Raw genomic sequence first — 20,639 nt, 5'->3', positions numbered from 1 at the left:
GCGGCGAAGGTCAAAATGATTCCTTAAACCCGGATCGCGGCGGTTCGATGGGCTCATTCCGCCGCGGTGGCCACCGGATCGGTCGCGACGGGCGGATTGCGGTTCGGCGCAGCCGCGTCGTCGCCGATCTGGGCGAGCTTTTCGCGTGCGGCCTCGGCCTCGCGCTGCCGGTTCCACATGCCGGCATAGAGCCCGCCTTCGGCCAGCAGGTCGGCATGGGTGCCCCGCTCCGCGATCCGGCCTCGGTCGAGCACGATGATCTCGTCCGCCGCCACGATGGTCGAGAGCCGGTGCGCGATCACCAGCGAGGTGCGGTTGCGCGAGACGCCCTCGAGCGCGTCCTGGATCTCGTGCTCGGTATGGCTGTCCAGCGCCGAGGTGGCCTCGTCGAGCACCAGGATCGGCGGTCCCTTGAGGATGGTGCGGGCGATGGCGACGCGCTGCTTCTCGCCGCCCGACAGCTTGAGGCCGCGCTCGCCGACCTGGGTCTCATAGCCCTTCGGCGCCATCCGGATCAGGCCGTCGATCTGGGCGAGACGCGCGGCCTCCTCGACCTCGGCGTCGTCGGCCTCCCAGCGGCCATAGCGGATGTTGTAGCGGATGGTGTCGTTGAACAGCACCGTGTCCTGCGGCACCATGCCGATCTGGGCGCGCAGCGACACCTGGGTGACGTCGCGGATGTCCTGACCGTCGATCAGGATGCGGCCACCGGAGACGTCGTAGAGCCGGAACAGCAGCCGCGAGATGGTCGACTTGCCGGCGCCCGAAGGACCGACGATCGCGACCGTCTTGCCGGCCGGCACCTCGAAGCTCAGCCCCTGCAGGATCGGCCGTTCCGGCTCATAGGCGAAGCGGACGTCCTCGAAGCGGACATTGCCCGACGTCACCACCAGCGGCGTCGCTCCCGGCGCATCCTTCACTTCCGCATCGCGCTTGAGGACGCCGAACATCGTCTCGATGTCGATGATCGCCTGCTTGATCTCGCGATAGACCATGCCCATGAAGTTCAGCGGCTGATAGAGCTGGATCATCATGCTGTTGATCATGACGAAGTCGCCAACCGTGTTGCGGCCCTCGCGCACGCCTTGGGCGCACATCAACATCGCAGCCGTCAGCCCGATCGTGAAGATCACCGCCTGGCCGGCGTTCAGCACCGCGAGCGAGGTGTAGGTCTTCACGCTGGCGCGCTCATAGCGCTCCATCGAGCGGTCGTAGCGTTCGGCCTCGCGCGCCTCGGCGCCGAAATACTTCACCGTCTCGTAATTGAGCAGCGAGTCGATCGCCTTGGTGTTGGCGTCGGTGTCGGAATCGTTCATGCGGCGCCGGATCTCGATGCGCCACTCGGTCGCGATGTAGGTGTAATAGAGATAGGCTGCGACCATGGTCAGCGTGACCAGCACGTAGCGCCAGTCGAACTGCCACAGCAGCACCGCCGTCAGCAGCGACACCTCGACGATGGTCGGGATCAGCTGCAGGATCACCATGCGCACGATGGTCTCGATCGCGTTGCGGCCGCGCTCGAGCACGCGGGTCAGGCCGCCGGTCTTGCGCTCGAGATGGAAGCGCAGCGACAATTCGTGCATGTGGACGAAGGTGATGGTCGCGAGCTTGCGCACCGCATGCATGGCGACGCGCGCGAAAATACCGTCGCGCCATTGCGTCAGGACTGCCATGAGGACGCGCATGGCGCCATAGCTCGCGGTCATCACGATCGGCGAGGCCACCAGCCAGAACGCCCAATCGTCGGGTTTGATCGGCGCGGTATTGGCACCGGTCAGCGCGTCGGTCGTCCATTTGAAGGTGAACGGCAGGATGAGGGTCGCGACCTTGGCCGCGAGCAGCAGCACCACCGACCACAGCACGCGCATCTTGAGATCGGCGCGGTCGCTCGGCCAGATGAAGGGCCACAGATGCCGCAGCGTGCCGGCCAGCGTTCCCTGCTCCAGGGACGAAGGCGGCGGGGCGGCACCGTGATGAGGGGATGAATCGGGAGGCATCAAGCGATCGGGAACCGTTGGGGGCCTGGCATCATGTGAGGCGGGTACGACGCGCCTCATATAGAGTGTTCGACAGTCATATGCACCCGCGCGTCAACGGATTCCGTTGCGGCGGCGCAGTAATTGCATAACTTGATTCAGATCGTTTGAACGCCCCGTAATACCCCGCGAACCACCTCACCCGCCTTCGTCTTGACGCCTTTCAGTTGCAGTGTCACATCCATCCCATGACTGAAATCCGCACCGTCTGTGTCTATTGCGGCTCCGGCCCCGGCACCAATCCCAGCTTCATCGAATCGGCGAAAGCACTCGGCAAGGCGCTCGCCGAGAATGGCGTCAGGCTCGTCTATGGCGGCGGCTCCATCGGCATGATGGGCGCGGTCGCCAAGGCCGTGCTCGACCATGGCGGCGACGTCACCGGCATCATTCCGGATTTCCTGGTGAAGAAGGAAGTCATGATGCCGCTGAAGGATCTCATCGTCACGCCCGACATGCACGAGCGCAAGCGGCTGATGTTCGAGCATTCCGATGCGTTCGTCGCCCTGCCCGGCGGCATCGGCACCCTCGAGGAGCTGGTCGAGCAATTGACCTGGAAGCAGCTCGGGCGCCATGCCAAGCCGGTGCTGATGGCCAATATCGACGGCTTCTGGGAGCCGCTGTTCGCGCTGCTCGCCCACATGCGCGAGACCGAGTTCATCCGCCCCGGCTTCCAGATCGAGCTGCTGAAGGCCGACCGCACCGAGGACATCCTTCCCCGCCTGCGCGAGGCCGCCGCAGGCATTGCCCGAGAACAGACCGAGATGGCGCCTGACGTCGCCAAGCGGCTCTGATCCCTACTCGGCGGGAAATGTGACTGCTTCGATCCGGTTGCCATCCGGATCGAGCACGAAGGCCGCATAATAGCGCACGCGATCATGCGGCCGCAGCCCAGGCGCACCATCCGACACCCCGCCCGCCTCCAGCGCGGACGCGTGGAATGCATCGACCTCCGCCGTGCTCTTCGCGCGAAAGCAGAGATGCGAGCCGGTGTCCGTGGGCACACGCGCCATGGCAGGCCGCAGGTTGATCCAGAACTCCGGATAGGCCTTGCCGAAGCCGACATTGGCGGGCCGTTCGATCAGCTTGGTGAGGCCGAGCGGCGCCAGGGCCAGCTCATAGAAGCGCGCACTGCGGGCGAGATCGCTCACGCCGACGGAGATGTGGTCGATCATGCGTTGCCCCCTGCTCTCTCCTCCGTCATTGCGAGGAGCGAAGCGACGAAGCAATCCAGAGTCGCGCATTCAGCCCTGGATTGCGTCGCTTCGCTCGCAATGACGAACTTTCCTTCACCCCGGCGCGCCTGATTTCACCAGCTTGTAGAACACCGAATCCATCAGCGCCTGGAACGAGGCGTCGATGATGTTGGGTGAGACACCGACCGTGGTCCAGCGCTCGCCGGTCTCGTCCGCACTCTCGATCAGGACGCGCGTGACCGCCTCGGTGCCGCCGTTGAGGATACGCACCCGGTAGTCGATCAGCTTGAGGCCATCGATGAAGCCCTGGTACTTGCCGAGATCCTTGCGCAGCGCGACGTCGAGTGCGTTGACCGGACCATTGCCTTCGGCCGCCGAGATCAGCCGCTCGCCGGCAACGTCGACCTTGACCACGGCCAGCGCCACCGTGACGCGCTCGCCCAGCGCGTTGTAGCGCTGCTCGACATTGACGTCGAACTGCTCGACCCGGAAATAATCCGGCACCGAGCCCAGCGTCCGCCGCGCCAGCAGCTCGAACGAGGCATTGGCCGATTCATAGGCATAGCCCGCGGCCTCGCGCTCCTTCAGCTCCTCGACCAGGCGCGTCAGCTTCGGATCGCTCTTGCTGAACGGAATCCCGCCGCGCTCCAGCGCCGCGATGACGTTGGAGCGGCCGGCCTGGTCCGAGACCAGCACCTTGCGATGGTTGCCGACGGTCTCCGGCAGCACATGCTCATAGGTCTGCGGATCCTTCAGCACGGCCGAGGCATGGATGCCGGTCTTGGTGACGAAGGCGCTCTCGCCGACGTAAGGAGCATGCCGGTTCGGCGCGCGGTTGAGCATGTCGTCGAGGGTGCGCGACACCTTCATCAGGCCGGCGAGCTGCTGGTCGGAGACGCCGATCTCGAACTGGTCCGAGAACTCCGTCTTCAGCTTCAGGGTCGGGATCAGCGAGCACAGATTGGCGTTGCCGCAGCGTTCGCCGAGCCCGTTCAACGTGCCCTGGATCTGGCGCACGCCGGCGCGCACCGCGGCCAGCGAGTTCGCCACCGCCTGCTCGGTGTCGTTATGGGCGTGAATGCCGAGATGATCGCCCGGCACATGCTTGACGACCTCGCCGACGATGGCTTCGATCTCGTGCGGCATGGTGCCGCCATTGGTGTCGCACAAGACCACCCAGCGCGCGCCGGCCTCATAGGCCGACCGGGCGCAGGCCAGCGCGAATTCCGCATTCTCCTTGTAGCCGTCAAAGAAATGCTCGCAGTCGAGCATGACCTCGCGTCCGGCCGCCTTGGCGGCGGCGACGCTGTCACGGATCGAGGCCAGGTTCTCCGCGTTGGTGGTCTCGAGCGCGACGCGCACCTGATAGGCGGAGGATTTGGCGACGAAGCAGATCGCGTCCGCCTTGGCGTCCAGCAGCGCTGCGACGCCGGGATCGTTGGAGACCGAGCGCCCGGCGCGGCGCGTCATGCCGAAGGCGGTGAAGCGGGCGTGGCCAAGCTTCGGCTTCTCGGCGAAAAACTCCGTATCCAGCGGATTCGCGCCGGGATAGCCGCCCTCGACATAATCGATGCCGAGATCGTCGAGCATATGCGCGATCGCCTGCTTGTCGGCCAGCGTGAAGTCGACGCCGTTGGTCTGCGCGCCGTCGCGCAGGGTGGTGTCGAACAGATAGAGCCGTTCTCTGCTGGTGCCTGCCGTGGTCATGCCTGCGCTCCGGCGCCGAGCGCCTTCTTCATCGTGGTGTTGGCGAGCCATTCGCCGTTGACGGAGACGCTGTTGCGCTGCTGCGCGACGTAGCCGCGCTTGCGGAAGAAATCCACCGCAGTGTCGCTCGCATCGACCGACAGCCCCGTCGTGCCGCGCGCGCCCGCGAGCTTCTCCAGCGCATCGCACAGCATGGCGCCGACGCCCTGCCCCGCAGCGCTCGGATGCACATAGAGCATGTCGATGTGATCGTTGCCCTTCAACGACGCGAAGCCGACCGGCGAGCCCTGCAGGGTCGCAATCAAGGTCAGCCCGGAGGCCAGCTTCTTGCCGAAGCTCGCCTCGTCATCGGCAGCCGCGGCCCAGGCCTCCTGCTGCTCCTCGCTGTAGTCGTCCGATGTCAGCTGCTGGACGCTGGCGACGAAAATCGCAGCCAGCACCGGCGTATCGGTCGGGAGAAACGGCCGCAGCGCGGCCTTTGGAAAAGCCTGTCCCATGTTCCTCACCAGAGTCCATACAGTTTCGTCACCAGCGCCACCGCGGCCACGATCACGCCGAGCTTGAGCAGGATGTAGTACAGCCAGTGCCGCGGAAACGGCGTATCGGGCTTCTTCATCGCGCGATCTCCCAGGTCGTCACCGGCTTGCCGTCGGCACCCTTGCCGTCCTTCAGCACCACGCCCATCGCCACCAGCTCGTCGCGCAGACGATCGGATTCCTTGAAGTCTTTGCGCGCCCGCGCGGCGGTGCGCTCGGCGATCAGGCGCTCGACCTTGGCTGCATCGACGCCACGTGCCGCCTGCTTGCGAGCCTCCCATTGCGCGGCGGTGTCGGACAGGAAGCCGACATAGCGAAGCGAGCCGGCAAACGCGGCACGCTCGGCGTCGCCGCCGGACGCCGCCCGGCCGCGCAGCGCGTGCAGCTCGGCGATCATCAACGGCGTGTTGATATCGTCGAGCAGCGCAGCGATCACCGCAGGCTCCGGCGTCTCGCCCGGCGCATCGGCAGCGACACGGTACCAGTCGTCGAGCGTCTTCGCGCTCTCCTCCAGGCCCTTGACCGTCCAGTCGGCCGGCGAGCGGTAGTGCATCTTGAGCATGTTGAGACGCAGCACCTCGCCCGGCCAGTCCACCAGCAGGTCGCGGATGGTGACGAAGTTGCCGAGGCTCTTCGACATCTTCGCGCCCTCGACCTGCACGAACTCGTTGTGCAGCCAGTAGTTCGCCATGACAGAGGTGCCGTGGGCGCAGCGCGACTGCGCGATCTCGTTCTCATGATGCGGGAAGATCAGGTCGAGCCCGCCGCCATGAATGTCGAAGACCTCGCCGAGATAGGCCGCGCTCATCGCCGAGCATTCGATGTGCCAGCCCGGTCGGCCACGGCCCCACGGGCTGTCCCAGCCCGGCTCGTCCTCGGACGATTGCTTCCACAGCACGAAGTCGGCCGGATTCTTCTTGTGCGCGTCGACGGCGACGCGCGCGCCGGCGAGCTGATCCTCGAGCTTGCGGCCCGACAGCGCGCCATAGTCCGGCATCGACTGGGTATCGAACAGCACCTCGCCGCCGGCCTCATAGGCATGGCCGCGCGCGATCAGCTGCCTGATCAGCGTCACCATATCCGCCTTGCCGTCGGAGCGCGGCAGCACGAAGTCGGTCGCGCGTGGCTCGAACGTCGGCGAAAGGCTGCCGAGCGCCGCCGTGTCACTGTGGAACTGGTTGGCCGTGACCTCGGTGACCTTCCGAATCGCCTCGTTCAGCGGCAGCCCCGGAAAATCGCGCGCCGCGCGCGCGTTGATCTTGTCGTCGACGTCCGTGATGTTGCGGACGTAGGTGACGTGATCCTTGCCATAGACATGGCGCAGCAGCCGGAACAGCACGTCGAACACGATCACGGGCCGCGCGTTGCCGATATGGGCGAAGTCGTAGACCGTCGGTCCGCAGACATACATGCGGACGTTCTTGGGATCGAGCGGCACGAAGGGGCGCTTCTCCCGCGACGCGGTGTCGTACAAACGCAAGTCCATGATCCGTCCCCAGATGCCTGTGCCCATCGTCCCACCGGACCGCGCTGAGCGCAGCCCAAGGCAAGACGCAACGATGACCTACGCCAGCTGACGGCCCTGATGCGGGCGGCAATGGCAAGAATCACGCTTCCGACCTGCCGGCCGGGCGTCCTGATCATCTCTGTTGAGAAAAGACGGCCTCAGCCAGCGAATCGCTAGCGCGTAATCTCGCGGCAAATGCAGCAGATGGCGAGGAGACCGTTCATGGAAATCACCATGATCCAGCCCTGTGTTGCCGTCAAGAGCCGCAAATCGGCCGTTTTCGCCGCCCAAATGCTCGCACACTGCCTCATGGTTAATCATTTTTAACCTTTTTGGCCTAACCATGGGTTGTCTCCTACATCTTCCGGTGCACCATGCGATTCTCCTCCGCGCTGCTCGCCTGCTGTCTTCTCGTCGCCGCCGCGACCACCGCCTCGGCGGAGAGCCGCATCTTCATCATCGCCAACGAAGCCGACGGCTACGGCGTCGACCAGTGCCTGGCCAAGGGCGACAAATGCGGCGCCTCGGCGGCCCGGTCCTACTGCCAATCACGCGATTTTGCGCAAGCCTCCTCCTATCGCCGCGTCGACCCGGACGACATCACCGGATCCGTGCCGAAAGCCGCGGCAAACTGCTCGCACGGCGGCTGCAGCGAGTATGTCGCGATCACCTGCCAGCGCTGACCCCCGCACAGGCGGCGGTTCCCGCCACCGCTGCGCCCCTAAATCGACGTGACGATGCCGAACAAAGCGGCTATGGGATGCCCGCCGCTGCCGCGACTTTTCCGAATTCTGTGCTCGCTCCGCGGCAGCACCCATGGACCGGAATACCGAATCTTGATCGCATCCCTGTCTCCGCGCCTGCTCGCCCGTACTGCGCTGCTCGGACTGGCCCTGTCCGGCTCGCACGCCCTGGCGCAATCCAGCTCCGATTCCTATGCGCAGATGGCGCCCGGCCAACCCGGGCCGCAGGCCGGCGTCAATCCGATCTGCCCGCGGCTCGAGGCGCAGCTCGCCTCGATCGACCGCGGCGGCGGTGATCCTGCCCGCGACGACCAGATCCGGCGCTACCAGGACGCGGCCGCCAAGCAGCAGGCCGAGCTCGATCGCGTCAGCATGCAGGCCAAGCGCATGGGCTGCGACAGCCCCGGCTTCTTCTCGATCTTCAACGGCCGCACGGCCGAGTGCCAGCCTGTCAACACCCAGATCCAGCAGATGCGCTCCAACCTGGACCAGATCACTGGCAGCCTGGAGCGGCTGCGCGGCGGCGGGTTCGGTGGCGAGCGCGACAACCAGCGCCGCTCGGTGCTGGCGGCGCTGGGCCAGAACAATTGCGGTCCGCAATACCAGCAATTTGCCAACGCCAATCGCAGCGGTGGTGGTGGCGGCAACTTCCTGACCAGCCTGTTCGGCGGCGGAGCCGACAGCAATCCCGCCGCGTCTCTGCCGCCGCCGAGCGCGGATCTCGCCGCTCCGCAGGGCACCTACCGCACCGTTTGCGTGCGCACCTGCGACGGGGCCTATTTCCCGATCTCGTTCGCCACCGTCCCGGGCCGCTTCGCCGACGACGAGCGCGCCTGCAAGGCGCAGTGTCCTGCGGCCGAGGCCTCGCTGTTCACCTATCGCAATCCCGGCGAGGACATGAACCAGGCGGTCTCGACCAACGGCCAGCCCTACAGCGCGCTGGCCAACGCGTTCAAATATCGCACCGAGTTCAACCCGAGCTGCTCGTGCAAGGCGCCGGGCCAGACCTGGGCGGAGGCGCTGAAGTCGATCGACGAGAGGGCCTCGGCCGCCGAGCAGGGCGACATCATCGTCACCGAGGAGAGCGCCAAGCGGATGCAGCAGCGCCAGACCGGCAAGCCGCCGGCGACCGCTGCGAAGAAGGGCGCGGCGCCTGCGGACGCGGCGCCGCCGACCACCACCGCCGACACCACGACCAGCGCCGGTGCCGACAAGCAGATTCGCACGGTCGGACCGACCTTCATCCCGCCGCGCTGAGCCCGATCGCGGGGGCTGCGGTGTCAGCCCTGGACCGCGCCGCTCGCGGCGCGGTCGATGAGATCCGGCGGGATCACCTCGCCTGCAGCGCCCAATGCATCGACGGGTCGCCAGCGGTTTCGCAACGCCGCAAGTCGAATCAGCTGCGCCGGTTCGATGTCGTCCCCGCGCCGACTCGATTCCTGCTGCGGAAGAAGGGCGAGCGCGCCGGAGAGGCTTGCCAGCGCCTTCAGCAAGGTCGCGCGCACGCCGGCCAGCAGGTCGCGATGGGCGCTGTGCGACAGCTTTGCAGCAAGGATGCTTTCGAAGCCGGCGACGGCCGCCGCGATCGGCACCACCTCGGCCACGACGCCGAGCCGCGCCGCAGCCGCGATCACCTCATCCTGAGCCTGAGTATCCGGTCCGGACAGCACCACGCCGCGCACCCCGGCGGGCCCGAGCGCATCGACAGCCATCGCCAATGACAGCGCGGACTCGATGTCCGCCGTCAGGCCAAGCACGATGCCGTCGAAGCGGCTCTTGGCGACGCGGTCGCGCAGGCCGAGCACGCGCGCCATGTAGTCCGCCTCGTCGCCCTCCGGCAAGGATGCGACCGGCCCCGAGTGCCAGCCGTCATCGTCCCGCTCGATGGCCAGCGTGGTGATCTGCTCCGCGAAGGCCGGCAGTTGCGCGGCGAGCGACACGTCGGCATTGAGCGCGAACGACGCGCCGTCGAACACGCGTTCGTTCTGGCCGCCGATCAGGTTCAGGTAGACGAGTGGAAGGCCGCTCTCGATGACCCGGGCGACCGCGAGCGACAGCCTGCGGTCGCCGTGTCCGCGCGCATGGCGGGAGCCGCTGGGCACCACGATGAACTCGGCACCGGTTTCCGCGAGCGTCTCGACCACGTTCTCGTAGCCGGCGACCTCCTCGGCGCCGAGATCCTCACCGATCGCTACGCCGATTCGCCGCCCGCGCACGCTCAGCGGGCCCGCGGCGGGACCGCGCGCGAACAGGTGCTTGTGCTCGAACGCGTCGTCATCCGGGAGGTTGGTCTTGAAGCGCGTCGCCGAGATGCGGCCGGCGTCGAGCAGAGCGACGGCGTCGTAGAGCTTGCCATCCTCGGCCCAGGGCGTGCCAATCAGCACCGCCGGCCCGCCATCGGCCGTCTCGCGCGCCAGCGCCTCGACCGCGGCGCGGCAGGCGGCCTGAAAGTCCGGCTCGCGCAAGAGCTCCCCCGGCGGATAGCCCGCGATGAACAGCTCCGGCAGCACGACGACGTCGGCGCCGTCGGCCGCGGCCTTCGCCCGCGCCTCGCGCGCCTTCGCGGCGTTGCCGGCGATGTCACCCACCGTCGGATTGAGCTGGGCCAGCGTGATCCGGAAGACGTCAGCGGCCATCGCTCGACCCGTTCACAGAAAGCCGAGCCGCTCGGCGATCGCGAACAGCCAGAAGCCGCCCGACATCAGCAGCGCGACGCCGACGGCGGCGGAGCCGAGATCCTTGACCAGGCCGATCTGCCGGTCGTGCTCGGTGGTGAGCCGGTCGGCGAGCTTCTCGATCGCGGTGTTCAATAGCTCGACGACCAGCACCAGCATCACGGCGCAGACCAGCTCGACGCTGCGCATCGGCGTCGCGCCGATCACGTAAGCGAGCGGCAGCGCCAGGATCAGCGCGAACACCTCTTCGCGCACCGCCTGCTCGGAGCGGAGCGCGAAGGCCAGGCCGTTGCGCGAGTTGACCGTCGCGCGCCACAGACGCAGCATCAGAAGCCCGCGACCGCCGGCATCGGGGCAGACTTGCCGCCGCGCTGCTGCTTGAGCAGCTCGGCGATCAGGAACGCCATGTCGATCGACTGCTCGGCATTCAGCCTGGGATCGCACACCGTGTGATAGCGGTCGTTGAGATCCTCGTCGGTGATCGCGCGCGCGCCGCCGATGCATTCGGTGACGTCCTGGCCGGTCATCTCCAGATGGATGCCGCCGGCGTGGGTGCCCTCGGCCGCATGCACCGCGAAGAACGCCCTGACCTCGGCGATGATGCGATCGAACGGCCGCGTCTTGTAGCCGGAGGTCGAGGTAATGGTGTTGCCGTGCATCGGATCGCACGACCACACCACCTTGCGCCCTTCCCGCTGCACCGCGCGAATGAGATTCGGCAGGTGGTCGCCGACCTTGTCGGCGCCGAACCGGCTGATCAGGGTCAGCCGTCCCGGCTCGTTGTCGGGGTTGAGGATGTCGATCAGCTTCAACAGCTCGTCCGGCTTCAGCGACGGGCCGCATTTCAGGCCGATCGGGTTCTTGATGCCGCGGAAATATTCGACATGGCCGTGATCGAGCTGCCGGGTGCGGTCGCCGATCCAGATGAAATGGCCTGATGTGGCGTACCAGTCGCCGGTGGTGGAATCGACCCGGGTGAAGGCCTGCTCGTAGCCGAGCAGCAGCGCCTCGTGGCTGGTGTAGAAGTCGGTGGCACGCAGCTCCGGATGGCTCTCGAGGTCGAGGCCGCAGGCGCGCATGAAATTGAGCGCCTCGGAGATGCGGTCGGCGAGCTCCTTGTAGCGGCGCGATTGCGGGCTATCCTTGACGAAGCCGAGCATCCATTGGTGCACGCTGCCGAGATTGGCGAAGCCGCCGGTGGCGAAGGCGCGCAGCAGGTTCAGGGTCGCCGCCGACTGCCGGTAGGCGTCGAGCTGGCGGTGCGGATTGGGGATGCGCGCCTCGGGCGTGAACGCCGTGTCGTTGACGATGTCGCCGCGATAGCTCGGCAGCTCGACGCCGTCGATCTTCTCGGTCGGCGACGAGCGCGGCTTGGCGAACTGGCCGGCGATGCGCCCGACCTTCACCACCGGCACGGCGCCGGCATAGGTCATGACGACCGCCATCTGCAACAGCACGCGGAAGAAGTCGCGGATGTTGTTGGCGCCGTGCTCGGCAAAGCTCTCGGCGCAGTCGCCGCCCTGCAGCAGGAACGCCTCGCCCGCGGCCACCCGCGCCAGCGATTTCTTGAGGTTGCGCGCCTCGCCGGCGAACACCAGCGGCGGGAAGGTCGCAAGCTGCGCCTCGACCTCGGCCAGCGCCTTCTGGTCGGGATAGTCAGGCACCTGCTGCACCGGCTTGGACCGCCAGCTCTCCGGGCTCCAGCGCTCCGTCATGGCTCTCTACTCCCTCTGCACAACCGCACGCTTGTTCCCCCGCAGCGGCGCGCCGCCTTATACACAGCCTGCCACCGGACTGCCATCTGGAATTTAAGTCGTTCGGCCAAGCCCTTGCGGTAGCAAATGGATTTTGGCCCGAGGTGAGACTCCGGATCGAATGCCCTGCTCCGCGTCCTGCTGCGCTCGGCACCTCCACAATCATCACGCTCATCCAGGCGAACGCCGGGGATCCATAACCACCGGCCGACGGGATGGCGCAAGGTGGATCGACTTGCGCGCGGCAACAACCGCCGCGGAGGTTGGGTCCCGGGTCGGCGCCCCGCCGCCGCTTCGCGCCGTCGGGACTGGCCCGGGACGACGGCAGAGTTTGACGCGACGGCCGGAAAAACAGGCGACGGCCTCCCGCGACGCAGCCGCGTCCGAGGTTTGCCGATCTCGCTCGCCCTCGCAAAAGTCGGAGGGCGCAGGGAATGCCGGGTGAAGGCCCCACCCATGGCCCGCCTGCTCAAAAAAATGCAGGCGGCAGGTACCACAGGCAAAGCCGATCATCCGGCATTCCCTGCGCGACGGGCTTACGGCTGCTTCGCGATCTCCCCGGTGCGCCGGGCTTTCTGGCCACCGTATCGCGACAACGCGCTTCGCACGTTGCGCGGACCTCAGCGTCGGGAGGTCAGGACCACGCGACTTGACCGTCCGCAAGCGCATCGTTCGTCCGCACATCCGATAAGGACATGCTGCGAGCTCTCGCGGCCATCGCTCCCCGCCTCGCGTGTCGTGACGATCGCGCGCAACGCCCCTTCCGAGTGAGGCGGGATGCGCACAGTAGAGCATGATTTCTGATATTCGTAAAGTGAAATCTTCAATCCGGCTGCCGCGAGAGACGGAGCGCTCGCTCGCGCCGGCCTCTTGTGCTACCAACTCCGCCAAGCGCCGATTTGACCATCAGCTTGCGGGCGCGTTTCGAAATGCAGCTAAAGCGAACGGTTCACCGCATGGCCATGCCTTGCCCGCCGTTCCCTGAACGGAGGCTCACATGCGGTTTGCCGCCATCGCGGACATTCACGGAAATTCTGATGCGCTCGCGGCCGTGCTGGCCGATATCGCGGCGCTCGACATCGACGACGTCGTCAATCTCGGCGACCATCTCAGCGGCCCGCTCGAGCCGGTGCGAACCGCCGACATGCTGATGGCGCGGAGCTTCCCCTCGGTCAGGGGCGACCAGGACCGGCACATGATCGATCTGCATCGTGCCGGGGACCTGTCACGCCGCGACGTGCGTGCGCTCCGGCAGGAGCACGTTGCGTGGCTGGCTGCGCAACCGGCGACGCTGCTGTATCGCGACGAGGTGTTCATGTGTCACGCCGCCCCGGACGATGATGCGGCGTTCTGGCTCGAGGACATCTTGGCGGACGGCACGCCGCGTCCCAATGCTCTCGCCAGCATCGAAACGCGGGCGGCCGGCATCGATGCCTCGCTGATCCTGTGTGGCCACAGCCACATTCCACGCCTCATCCGGCTTGGCGACGGTCGGCTCATCGTCAATCCCGGCAGCGTCGGGCTGCCCGGCTATCGGCTCGCAACGCCGAAGCGCTATCACGTGGAGGCCGGCACACCCGACGCCTGTTATGCGATTGCCGAGCGCCGGCTCGAACAATGGTCGGTCACGTTCAGATACGTGCCCTATGATCCCGCTGCGATGGCAGCCCTCGCACGCCAAGGCGGCCGGCCTGACTGGGCCAACGCGATTGCAACGGGATGGGTCGCGTGATCGCCGGACAGCGCACCGTTCCGACACATGTCAGACGACGAGCAGCAGGCCCGACACCAGCAGGATGCCCAGGACGACTCTCCTGAACAGCGCATCATTGACCTTGCGGAAGGCGAGGATGCCGAGCGCCGTGCCAGCGAGCAGGGCCGGAATGCTCAAGGCGAGGTCGATGATCACCTTGGATGACAGGTCCTGCCTTGCCAGCATCACGGCGAGCGAGGCGATCTGAATGGCGGCAATGAACGGCTGGACGAGGCCGCGCTGCTCTGCTTTGGGCAGGCCATGCATCTCGCACCAGATCGTGGGCAATGCGCCGGGCATCGCGGTGAGGCCGCCGATGAGACCGCCGCCGAAGCCGACGATGGCGGTGCGGCTTCTGTTCATGGGCTGAAGGCTGCCGAGCGCGGGCTTGAACAGCATGTACCCGGCGTAGATCGCGATCGTGATGCCGAACACCTGCTGAAACATGCGCGCGTCGGCATTGTGCAGCAGCCACAGCGACAGGGGCACGCCGAGCAGCCCGCCAAGAATGAGGACGAGGCTCTCCTTCCAGCGGATGCTGCTGCGTAGCGCCCAGAGATTCGTCGCCTGCACGCCGACGCTGCATGCCATCATCAGCGGCACGGCCTCCAGCGGCTGCAGACTATGCAGCAGGATGGCGCCGGCCACGGCGGAAAAGGCAAATCCGGCCAGGCCGGAGACGAAGGCGCCGGAGAAAACGGCGGCGCTGAGCAGCAAAAATGATCCGAACCCGGGCATGAAAATCTCCGGCTGATGAAACTGAAAATGGATGGTCGTCAATCGGTGGATGGACGCGTCGAAGCCTGCTTCGCCTGCGCGCCGTTGTCGGTAGCAGCACCTTTCAGGATCGTGCCGGCGAGGACGTGCAGGAGCAGGAACATCACGATCACGCCTGCGGCGAGCGCCGCTTGCGGCGTGATCGACGATTTGCGCCGCGGCGGAACCTGATTGGCCTGCATGTCCGTCATCTCCAGCAACTGATGGGTCAGCTTGCTAGCAGCTCCGCGTCCCCTCAGCGTCCCCCGAGCGGAGTATGAGGACCGTTTGGTTCTCGTCTCGCGCGCGCGTTGAGCCGGGTTCGCCCTCTCACCTCATCATTGCCAGGCACCAGCGCGTACCGATCGCCACTCCAACGAGAGTTCCTGCTTGACCATCCATCACCGTACAGTTATGGATTTATTCATAACCAAAGAGTTATGGATTAAATGGCGCGCTCCCCCGATTTGCTGTTCCGTACGCTGGCCGATCCGACGCGGCGCGCGATCTTCGAGGGCCTGTGCCGCCATGGCGAGCAGACCGTCGGCGCGCTCACGGCCAAGGCCGGCGTGTCGCAGCCGGCGGTGTCGAAACATCTCGGCCTGCTCAAACAAGCCGGCCTCGTACGCGAGCGCCATGAGGGCCGCCTCACTCATTATCGCGCGCAGCCGAAAGCGCTCGCGCCCTTGCTCGACTGGACCGGCCGCATGGCCGCGTTCTGGGAGAGCCGGTTCGACGATCTCGAGACGCTGCTCAACAGGATGGATCAATGACCTCTGCTGCGCCTGAAACCCGCACCGTCGTCGTCGAGCGCGAGTTCGCGCATCCGCCGGACAAGCTCTGGCGCGCGCTGACGCAGCCGCATCTAATTGCGGAATGGCTGATGGCGAATGATTTCATGCCGAAGCTCGAGCATCGCTTCAAGCTGAAGGCCGACTGGGGCGTCGTCGACTGCCAGGTCCTGACCATCGAGCCGAACAGGACGCTGGCCTACAGCTGGGCCGCGCTCGGCCTCGACAGCGTGGTGACCTGGACGCTGACGCCGACGCCCCATGGCACGCATCTGCGCATGGAGCAGACCGGCTTCGCCGCCGACCAGACCCGTGCCTATCAGGGCGCGCGCTACGGCTGGCCGAAATTCTTCGACGGCCTGGAGCAAGCCCTGGCGCGGCTCGGCTGAGCCGCGCGGATCGAAAGCAGAATCATCATGGGGAGGAGCCGATGAACTGGAGCAACGCCATCCGACAGATCCACCGCTGGCTGTCGCTCGCCTTCACGCTGGCCGTCATCGTCAACATCGTGGCGATGACGCAGACACAGCCGGCCTTCTGGATCGGCCTGTTGGCGCTGGTCCCGCTCATCATGCTGCTGGCAACGGGGCTCTATCTGTTCGTGCGGCCCTATCTCACGGCGAGGATCCAGCCCTGAGCGGATGATAGCCGCAGCGCGCGCGTCAGACGCGAGCGCGATATTGCGCGTCGCTCACATGCTCGAACCAGTCGGCGGTCTTGCCGTTCAGGGACTCGGTGATCGCGATGTGCGACATCGCGGTGGCGGCGGTCGCGCCGTGCCAGTGCCGCTCGCCGGGCTCGAACCTCACGACGTCGCCGGGGCGGATCTCCTCGATCGGGCCGCCCTCGCGCTGCACCCAGCCGAGGCCGGACGTCACGATCAGGACCTGCCCCAGCGGATGGCTGTGCCAGGCTGTGCGCGCCCCCGGCTCAAAGGTGACGAGCCCGCCCCGCGTTCGCGCCGGCTCCACCACCTCGAACAAGGGATCGCTGCGCACCGCGCCGGTGAAATGATCGGGCGACCCGACGCCGGAAGGCCGCGAACCACTCCGCTTGATGTCCATGTCGTCTCTCGCTGCGTTCGATCTGATCGCACCGCGTTCTCTGCTGCCAGAGACGCCGTCGCCGATCATTGACGACAGTCTAGGATACCGGCCATCACGCGATAAGGTACGACGAGGAGGATCATTTTTCGAATTTCGCGCGCGGACGCGCAGGATCATCTCACCAAGGACGCCGCTCCGCCGCCCGCCTCACCTGACGCTCGCTCACCGTGCGCATCGTCAAGAGCTCACCGGCGCGGATATTTCGGTGACAGTGCACTTAACTGCCATGCGAGTTTTATGCACTGTCACCGAATTACTAGCGTGTCGCACGCCGGGTGATGGCGAAGCGTCGGCAGACGACAAGCCGTCGTTGCGAGCGCAGCGAAGCAATCCAGGGCCGAGCAAGGACTCTGGATTGCTTCGCTGCACTCGCAATGACGCTTTTCAGCAGCCAGCGCGTGCCCGCGTCCGCTTGAACCACCTTGCAAACTGAGGCCGCCCCTACTCCGCCGCCTGCCGCACGTGGCGCTCGGTCACGGTGCGCATCGTCACCAGTTCCTCGGCCGCTGAAGGATGCAGCGCGACCGTGGCGTCGAAATCGGCCTTGGTCGCCTTCATCTTGATGGCGATGGCCACCGCCTGCGTGATCTCGGCGGCCATGTCGCCGACGATGTGGCAGCCGAGCACGCGGTCGGTCGTGCCGTCGACGACGAGCTTCATCAGCACGCGGGTGTCGCGGCCGGACATCGTCGCCTTGATCGGGCGGAAACTGGTCTTGTAGATGTCGACGTGGTTGTACAGCTCGCGCGCCTGGGTTTCCGTGAGCCCCACCGTGCCCACTTCAGGCTGGCAGAACACGGCGGTCGGAATGTCGGCGTGGTCGACACGGACGGTCTTGCCGCCGAACACCGTGTCGGCGAAGGCGTGGCCCTCGCGGATCGCGACCGGGGTCAGGTTGAAGCGGTGGGTGACGTCGCCGATCGCATAGATGCTCGGCACCGAGCTCTGCGAGAACGCGTCGACCGCGATGCCGCCGTTGCGCGGATTGATGGCGACGCCGGCTTTTTCCAGGCCGAGATTGGCGACCGCCGGATGGCGGCCGATCGCGAACATCACCTTGTCGGAGGCGATGCTGGAGCCGTTCGACAGATGCGTCGTAAAATCCTTGCCGTGCTTGTCGATGCTCGTCACCGTGCAGCCGGTCAGGATGGTGATGCCTTCCTTCTCCATTTCGGCGCGGACATGCTTGCGGACGTCCTCGTCGAAGCCGCGCAGGATGTTGTCGCCGCGATAGAGGACGGTGACGTCGGAGCCGAAATTGGCGAAGATGCAGGCGAATTCGAGCGCGATATAGCCGCCGCCCTGGATCACGATGCGGCGCGGCAGCTCCTCGAGGTGAAACGCCTCGTTGGAGGAGATGACGTGCTCGATGCCGGGAATCGGCGTGCCGTGGTTGGGCGCGCCGCCGGTCGCGATCAGGATGTGTTTCGCGGTGACACGTTCGCCGGTGCCGAGGCGCACGGCGTGGGCGTCCTCGATGACCGCGCGGGTCTTGACGATTCGCGCGCCCGACTTCTCGACATTGGCGGTGTAGGCCGCCTCGAGCCGAGCGATCTCCTTGTCCTTGTTCCGGATCAGCGTCGGCCAGTCGAAGGTGGCCTCCGGAATCGTCCAGCCGAAGCCGGCGGCATCAGCGATCTCCTGGCGGACATGCGAGCCGATCACGAACAGCTTCTTGGGGACACAGCCGCGGATCACGCAGGTGCCGCCCATGCGGTATTCCTCGGCAACCATGACGCGGGCGCCATAGCCGGCCGCGATGCGGGCGGCGCGCACGCCACCCGAGCCGCCACCGATCACGAACAGGTCGACGTCGAATTCAGCCATCTTTCCCCCGACCTGTTCTTCCCGCCGCAAGCCTCAGATCGGCTTGTTGCGCTTGCGCATCTCGGCGCGGAACTGGGCTGCGACGGTGTCGGAGAACTGCGCCGCCCACTGGTTCATCGCGCCCATGCTCATCTGGATCGCCTTCGGCTCCGCCGCAAGCAGCTTCTGGCCGATCGGCGACTTGTAGAAGGTGACGAGGTTGGCGATCTCGGCATCGGTGAACTCGTTGCAGTAGATCTGCGCCATCGTCTCGCCGATCTCCTTCTCCTTGCCGGCATAGGTCTGCGCGACCGTCACGGCGACCTCGTCGAGGTCCTTCTGGTAGTTGAGATTGGACTGCAGCAGCGCCTGCTTGGTCTGCTGCACGATGCCCGGAACGGCATTGGCGTACATCGCGGCCGCGTTCTTCAATGCCAGAATCTCGCGCGCGCCGGCCATGCAGGCGGCCGAGGCCGGCTTCAGGGCCGGCGGCTGGCCCTGCGCCTGCGCGGCAGCGGGGCTCGCCGAGGCCAGAGCCAGCAACACGCCGGCGGCCGGCAAGATTCTGAACACGCTCTTCATTCCAAGTCTCCTGTGAGATTGCGGCCCGAAGCGCAGATCGTGCTGCGCTCAAGGCCGCTGGATAACGCGAATTCCCTGTGCGCTTGCCAGGATCGCCGTGCTGCCGAGACCGATGAACAGTCCGTGCTCCACCACGCCCGGAATTGCGCTCAAAAGGCCCGCCAGACGCGGGGGATCGGCGATCTCCCCCAGGCGGACGTCGACAATCCAGTGGCCGCCATCGGTGACGAAAACGTGGCCATCTGCGGACTTGCGCAAGCTCATCTCCCCGGACACCCCCGCCTTGGCGAAGGCCTCGCGGATCTCGCGCTGCGTCGCAGCGAGCCCGAACGGGATCACCTCGATCGGCAGCGGGAAGCGGCCGAGCCGTGCCACCCATTTGCTGTCGTCGGCGATCACGATCATGCGAGCCGAGGCGCTGGCGACGATCTTCTCGCGCAGCAGTGCGCCGCCGCCGCCCTTGATCAGGTCGAGCGCCGGATTGATCTCGTCGGCGCCGTCGATGGTGATGTCGAGGCGGTCGATCTCGTCGAGCGTGGTCAGCGGCACGCCGCAGGCCTCAGCCTGCGCCCGCGTCGCCTCGGAGGTCGGCACACCCACAACTTTGAGGCCGGCGCGCACCTTCTCGCCGAGCAGATCGACGAAATGCTTGGCCGTGGAGCCGGTGCCAAGGCCGAGGCGCATGCCGCTCTCGACCTCCCCCAGCGCACGCGCTGCCGCCTGCCGCTTCAATGCATCCATATCGACCAAGAAACCCGCCTCTTACGATGGCCCCCGGAAAACGGGGGGCCCAAAACCGGCCGCATGTCTAGCGATGTTTTGCCACGGGGCCTAGCTCCTCGCCGCCACGAAATCGGACAAAAAGGTTGAGCGAGCCTCTTGCAAGGCTGTGGCGCCATCGGTAGCGGATACCGATGCGCATCACGAGCACCATCGTCTTCGATCTCGACGGCACCCTGGTCGACACGGCGCCGGACCTCATCAACGCGCTCAACCACATCCTGCAGCGCGAAGGCCTGCGGCCGCTGCCGCTCGCCGCGGCGCGCAAGATGATCGGCCACGGCGCGCGCAAGCTGCTTGAGCGCGGGCTCGAGGCGGAGGGCCGCTTCGCAAGCCCCGCCGAGATGGAACAGCTGACGGTCGATTTCATCGATTTCTACGCCGAGAACATCGCCGTCGAATCGCGCCCCTTCGAGGGGCTGGAGGCGGCGCTCGACGAGCTCGCCGCCCGCGGCTGCCAGTTCGCGGTGTGCACCAACAAGCTGGAATGGCTGTCGAAGCGGCTGCTCGACCAGCTCGGCCTGTCCTCCCGCTTCGCCGCGATCTGCGGCGCCGACACCTTCGGCGTCGCCAAGCCGGATCCGGCGATCCTGCGCCAGACCATCGCGCAGGCCGGCGGCGCGATCGGAACATCGATCATGGTCGGCGATGCTGGTACCGATGTCGGCGCCGCGCGCCGCGCCGGCGTGCCGGTGATCGGCTGCACCTTCGGCTACACCGACGTGCCGATTGCGGACCTCAATCCGGACCACCTGATCGATCACATGCGCGAGCTTCCAGGCGCGGTCGCGGCCCTCGGCCCGTCGCTCAAAGCCCCCATAAATCCCTGAGACATAAACTGAAATCTTTGTTCCGGCCGGCATTAAGCTTCTGTTGAGAATAGGGTTGACTGCAGTTGCGCCACCGTTCTGACG

At 66.4% G+C, this 20,639-nt stretch carries 22 protein-coding genes; 8 read left to right on the top strand and 14 right to left on the bottom strand.

From position 1 onward, the window contains the following. Window positions 1-53: 53 nt before the first annotated feature. A complete protein-coding gene (locus tag QQL87_RS05440; protein WP_284416715.1) occupies window positions 54-1,997 on the bottom strand; it encodes an ABCB family ABC transporter ATP-binding protein/permease in 1,944 nt (647 codons plus the stop codon). A gap of 227 nt (window positions 1,998-2,224) precedes the next feature. Here QQL87_RS05440 and QQL87_RS05435 point away from each other — a divergent pair, with 227 nt between their 5' ends. Next, window positions 2,225-2,827 carry an LOG family protein gene (locus QQL87_RS05435; protein ID WP_284416716.1) on the top strand — a complete coding sequence of 201 codons (603 nt, stop codon included), beginning with the start codon at window positions 2,225-2,227 and terminating at the stop codon, window positions 2,825-2,827. A 3-nt stretch (window positions 2,828-2,830) separates the two neighbouring features. On the opposite strand, the gene QQL87_RS05430 is transcribed toward QQL87_RS05435, so the two are convergent. From QQL87_RS05430 to cysS, 4 genes are all read right to left on the bottom strand, one after another. Continuing rightward, window positions 2,831-3,208 (bottom strand): VOC family protein, encoded by a 378-nt coding sequence (locus QQL87_RS05430; RefSeq protein ID WP_284416717.1) that lies wholly within the window; start codon window positions 3,206-3,208, stop codon window positions 2,831-2,833. Between the two features lie 114 nt (window positions 3,209-3,322). Beyond that, the gene (gene cimA / locus QQL87_RS05425) at window positions 3,323-4,936 is read right to left on the bottom strand and encodes a citramalate synthase (protein ID WP_284416718.1); all 1,614 of its coding nucleotides are present in this window, start codon (window positions 4,934-4,936) and stop codon (window positions 3,323-3,325) included. Continuing rightward, window positions 4,933-5,433 carry a GNAT family N-acetyltransferase gene (locus QQL87_RS05420; RefSeq protein WP_284416719.1) on the bottom strand — a complete coding sequence of 167 codons (501 nt, stop codon included), beginning with the start codon at window positions 5,431-5,433 and terminating at the stop codon, window positions 4,933-4,935. The genes cimA and QQL87_RS05420 overlap by 4 nt, the downstream gene beginning before the upstream one ends. Window positions 5,434-5,548: 115 nt before the next feature. Beyond that, complete coding sequence (gene cysS / locus QQL87_RS05415) at window positions 5,549-6,958, bottom strand: cysteine--tRNA ligase (protein WP_284416720.1); 1,410 nt, start codon at window positions 6,956-6,958, stop codon at window positions 5,549-5,551. A gap of 395 nt (window positions 6,959-7,353) precedes the next feature. Here cysS and QQL87_RS05410 point away from each other — a divergent pair, with 395 nt between their 5' ends. Both QQL87_RS05410 and QQL87_RS05405 read left to right on the top strand, forming a co-directional pair. After that, entirely contained in the window at window positions 7,354-7,662 is a 309-nt protein-coding gene (locus QQL87_RS05410; protein ID WP_284416721.1) for a hypothetical protein, read from the top strand. Between the two features lie 153 nt (window positions 7,663-7,815). Then, on the top strand, window positions 7,816-8,979 hold the full coding sequence (locus tag QQL87_RS05405) for a DUF2865 domain-containing protein (protein WP_284416722.1): 1,164 nt from the start codon (window positions 7,816-7,818) through the stop codon (window positions 8,977-8,979). Window positions 8,980-9,002: 23 nt separating this feature from the next. Here the strand turns inward: QQL87_RS05405 and QQL87_RS05400 are convergent, their stop codons facing one another. From QQL87_RS05400 to QQL87_RS05390, 3 genes are read right to left on the bottom strand one after another with little or no spacing between them, the layout of a single operon-like run. Then, window positions 9,003-10,358, bottom strand: coding sequence for a nitrilase-related carbon-nitrogen hydrolase (locus tag QQL87_RS05400; protein ID WP_284416723.1), 1,356 nt, complete (start codon window positions 10,356-10,358; stop codon window positions 9,003-9,005). 12 nt (window positions 10,359-10,370) lie between these two features. Next, window positions 10,371-10,724: a diacylglycerol kinase gene (locus tag QQL87_RS05395; RefSeq protein ID WP_284416724.1), complete on the bottom strand. Its 354-nt coding sequence runs from the start codon at window positions 10,722-10,724 to the stop codon at window positions 10,371-10,373. Beyond that, window positions 10,724-12,112, bottom strand: a complete 1,389-nt coding sequence (locus QQL87_RS05390) for a class II 3-deoxy-7-phosphoheptulonate synthase (protein ID WP_284416725.1) — start codon at window positions 12,110-12,112, stop codon at window positions 10,724-10,726. The genes QQL87_RS05395 and QQL87_RS05390 overlap by 1 nt, the downstream gene beginning before the upstream one ends. Window positions 12,113-13,148: 1,036 nt before the next feature. On the opposite strand from QQL87_RS05390, the gene QQL87_RS05385 reads away from it, so the two are divergent. Then, on the top strand, window positions 13,149-13,883 hold the full coding sequence (locus QQL87_RS05385) for a metallophosphoesterase family protein (RefSeq protein ID WP_284416726.1): 735 nt from the start codon (window positions 13,149-13,151) through the stop codon (window positions 13,881-13,883). A gap of 30 nt (window positions 13,884-13,913) precedes the next feature. On the opposite strand, the gene QQL87_RS05380 is transcribed toward QQL87_RS05385, so the two are convergent. Further along, the gene (locus QQL87_RS05380) at window positions 13,914-14,642 is read right to left on the bottom strand and encodes a sulfite exporter TauE/SafE family protein (RefSeq protein WP_284416727.1); all 729 of its coding nucleotides are present in this window, start codon (window positions 14,640-14,642) and stop codon (window positions 13,914-13,916) included. A gap of 38 nt (window positions 14,643-14,680) precedes the next feature. Continuing rightward, window positions 14,681-14,863: a hypothetical protein gene (locus tag QQL87_RS05375; RefSeq protein WP_284416729.1), complete on the bottom strand. Its 183-nt coding sequence runs from the start codon at window positions 14,861-14,863 to the stop codon at window positions 14,681-14,683. A gap of 246 nt (window positions 14,864-15,109) precedes the next feature. On the opposite strand from QQL87_RS05375, the gene QQL87_RS05370 reads away from it, so the two are divergent. From QQL87_RS05370 to QQL87_RS05360, 3 genes are read left to right on the top strand one after another with little or no spacing between them, the layout of a single operon-like run. After that, a complete protein-coding gene (locus tag QQL87_RS05370; protein ID WP_284416731.1) occupies window positions 15,110-15,433 on the top strand; it encodes an ArsR/SmtB family transcription factor in 324 nt (107 codons plus the stop codon). Continuing rightward, window positions 15,430-15,840, top strand: coding sequence for an SRPBCC family protein (locus QQL87_RS05365; RefSeq protein ID WP_284416732.1), 411 nt, complete (start codon window positions 15,430-15,432; stop codon window positions 15,838-15,840). The genes QQL87_RS05370 and QQL87_RS05365 overlap by 4 nt, the downstream gene beginning before the upstream one ends. Before the next feature lie 41 nt (window positions 15,841-15,881). Beyond that, window positions 15,882-16,088, top strand: coding sequence for a hypothetical protein (locus tag QQL87_RS05360; RefSeq protein WP_284416733.1), 207 nt, complete (start codon window positions 15,882-15,884; stop codon window positions 16,086-16,088). A gap of 25 nt (window positions 16,089-16,113) precedes the next feature. Here the strand turns inward: QQL87_RS05360 and QQL87_RS05355 are convergent, their stop codons facing one another. The 4 genes from QQL87_RS05355 to rpiA form a co-directional block, all read right to left on the bottom strand. Beyond that, window positions 16,114-16,515 carry a (R)-mandelonitrile lyase gene (locus QQL87_RS05355; RefSeq protein ID WP_284416734.1) on the bottom strand — a complete coding sequence of 134 codons (402 nt, stop codon included), beginning with the start codon at window positions 16,513-16,515 and terminating at the stop codon, window positions 16,114-16,116. A gap of 483 nt (window positions 16,516-16,998) precedes the next feature. Further along, window positions 16,999-18,384: a glutathione-disulfide reductase gene (gene gor, locus QQL87_RS05350; RefSeq protein WP_284416736.1), complete on the bottom strand. Its 1,386-nt coding sequence runs from the start codon at window positions 18,382-18,384 to the stop codon at window positions 16,999-17,001. A gap of 33 nt (window positions 18,385-18,417) precedes the next feature. Then, complete coding sequence (locus QQL87_RS05345; RefSeq protein WP_284416737.1) at window positions 18,418-18,945, bottom strand: DUF2059 domain-containing protein; 528 nt, start codon at window positions 18,943-18,945, stop codon at window positions 18,418-18,420. Window positions 18,946-18,993: 48 nt separating this feature from the next. Then, on the bottom strand, window positions 18,994-19,686 hold the full coding sequence (rpiA, locus tag QQL87_RS05340) for a ribose-5-phosphate isomerase RpiA (protein ID WP_284416865.1): 693 nt from the start codon (window positions 19,684-19,686) through the stop codon (window positions 18,994-18,996). Window positions 19,687-19,859: 173 nt separating this feature from the next. Here rpiA and QQL87_RS05335 point away from each other — a divergent pair, with 173 nt between their 5' ends. After that, the gene (locus QQL87_RS05335; protein ID WP_284416738.1) at window positions 19,860-20,555 is read left to right on the top strand and encodes an HAD family hydrolase; all 696 of its coding nucleotides are present in this window, start codon (window positions 19,860-19,862) and stop codon (window positions 20,553-20,555) included. Window positions 20,556-20,639 lie beyond the last annotated feature (84 nt).

The sequence above is a fragment of the Bradyrhizobium sp. SSBR45G genome (assembly GCF_030159255.1).
Taxonomy (GTDB): domain Bacteria; phylum Pseudomonadota; class Alphaproteobacteria; order Rhizobiales; family Xanthobacteraceae; genus Bradyrhizobium.
Note: the sequence above shows the minus strand (reverse complement) of the source record. Positions and strands in the feature narration are given on the sequence as shown.